Origin of the sequence: Cellulomonas septica (genome assembly GCF_012396155.1) — a bacterium.
Lineage (GTDB): Bacteria > Actinomycetota > Actinomycetes > Actinomycetales > Cellulomonadaceae > Cellulomonas > Cellulomonas septica.
Window position 1 is genome coordinate 1 of sequence record NZ_JAAXOY010000620.1, and the last position, 2,134, is coordinate 2,134.

General features: G+C 76.0%; 1 protein-coding gene and 1 pseudogene. One reads left to right on the forward strand and one right to left on the reverse strand.

Annotated features, from left to right (window positions below; genetic code table 11):
* The coding region (locus HGA02_RS17350; protein ID WP_168680457.1) for a PAS domain-containing protein at positions 1-1,793 on the reverse strand (1,793 nt) is incomplete at its 3' end.
* A gap of 147 nt (positions 1,794-1,940) precedes the next feature.
* Between HGA02_RS17350 and HGA02_RS20560 the strand changes: the two are divergent.
* Positions 1,941-2,134: pseudogene (locus HGA02_RS20560) on the forward strand (hypothetical protein); the annotation flags it as partial.

Consider the following 2,134-nt stretch of genomic DNA (forward strand, 5'->3'; position numbering starts at 1 on the left):
CTCGACCAGCGCAGCCGCCGGGCACCCGCGTCGCCCGACGCGCCCGACGCGCCAGACGGGTCGAGGCGCGCGACGACGGCGGTCGCCATGGTGTCGACTCGCAGGCCCTGCATCGCCTCGTCGAGGTCGCGCAGGATCGTCGCCGGCGCGGCGCCCGACGTGTACCCGATGCCGCGCAGCAGCGTGCGGACCTGGCTCATCGCCGCCGCGGCCTGCGTGTCGTGCCCGATGACGTCGCCGACGGCGAGCACGGTCGAGCCGTCGCGCTGGAGGAAGGCGTCGTACCAGTCGCCGCCGACCTGCGCGGCCTTCGACGCGGGCAGGTACCGGACGACGACGTGCAGGCCGTCGGGCTGGACGGGGTCGGACAGCAGCGCGCGCTGCAGCGACTCCGCCATCTGCCGCTGCTCCTCGTAGAGCCGCGCGTTGTCGAGCGCGAGCCCCGCCCGGTCGGCGAGCTGCACGAGCATCGCCAGGTCGTCGGCCGTGAGGTCGCGCCGGCCCGCGTCGAGGAACAGCGTCATCGCGCCGACAGTGCGGCCACGCGCGCGCAGCGGGATCGCGTACGCGTTCTCCGGCGCGAGCTCGCCGAGCACGGACCGGGCCTCGCCGACCGTGAGGACCTCGGAGATCGCCCGCGTCGCGTCGGGCACCGCGACGACCTCGCCGGTGCGCAGCGCCCGGTGCAGGTACGACGACGGGTCGAGCGAGTTCAGCCGGAGCCGCGCGTACCGGGCGACGGTCTCGCGGCTCGCGGGGTCGCCGTGCCACGACGCGATGTCGCGCAGGTGGCGGTGGTCGCTCGACAGCGTGATGAGGCACCACGACGCGAGGCTCGGCACGAGGTGCCGGGCCAGCCGCGCGACGGCGTCCTCGGTGTCGAGCGTCGACGCGAGGTCGTCGCCCACCTCCGCGAGCAGCCGCAGCCGCGCCTGGCCCACCTCCGCGCGCTGCCGCGCCCACTCGGCGGCCCGGCGCTCGGTCTCGGCCCGGTCGCGGGCGCGTCGCGCCTCGTCCTGGGACCGGCGACGCTCGGTGCAGTCGGAGAAGTACACCGACAGCCCGTCGGTGCCGGGCCAGGCGCGCACGTCGTACCAGCGGTCGAGCGGCGCCGGGTAGTGAGCCTCGAACGTGCGCGGCTCGCCGCTGCGGACCGCACCCCGGTAGTGCTCCTCGAACGCCGACCCGAGCGCGTCGGGGAACAGCTCCCAGATCACGCCGCCCAGCAGCTCCGACCGCGGCCGCGCGAGCAGCACCTCCGCCTCGGCGTTGACGTACGTGAACCGCCACATGTCGTCGAGCAGGAAGAACGCGGCCGACATCGTCTCGAGCACCCGGGAGATGCGGGCGTCGGCGTCGCGCCGGTCGGTCGTGTCGTACGCCGCGCCGAGGACCCGCACGGCCGACCCGTCCGGACCGCGCAGCGCCTTGCCGCGGGCCTGCACCCACCGCACCGTCCCGTCGGGGCGCACGACCCGGTACTCGGCGGAGTACTCGGCGCACGCGGCGATCGCGGAGCGCAGCGCCTCGGTCACGCGCCCGACGTCGTCCGGGTGCAGCAGGGCCGCGAAGTGCTCGATCGTGCCGCCGAACTCCTCGCGCGGGACCCCGAAGATCGCGTGGAGCTGGTCGTCCCACTCGAGCCGCCCGCTCTCGAGGTCCCAGTCGAACCCGCCGACCTCCCCCGCCGTGACGGCGAGCTGCCAGCGCACGCGCTCACCCTCGAGCGCGCGGGCGACCGCCTCGACACCGTCCGGGTGGACGACGCCGTCACGGCAGTCGACGGACGCCACGGGGGCGTCGTCGTCGGCAGCGTCTCGGACGGGCACAGGCCCCCCTCGCCGGGCAGGTGGGTGCCGCGCGTCCGGACACCAGTCCGGTCAGCATAGGACGCCACAGGGTCGTGACCAGTTGTGACGCCGCGCTGCTAGCGTCCGGCCATGCGCCGCGCCACGCCGTCCGCCGCCGTCGCGGCCGGTGTCGCGCTGCTCCTGACGCTGGTCGCGTGCGGTCCGGGGCGCACGGACGACGCCACGACGAGCCCGACGTCGTCGACCTCCCCGACCGCCGCCGTGTCGCCCGATCGGACGCCGTCCGCGCCCGCCGCACCCGACGCACCCGACGCCGCGACGGT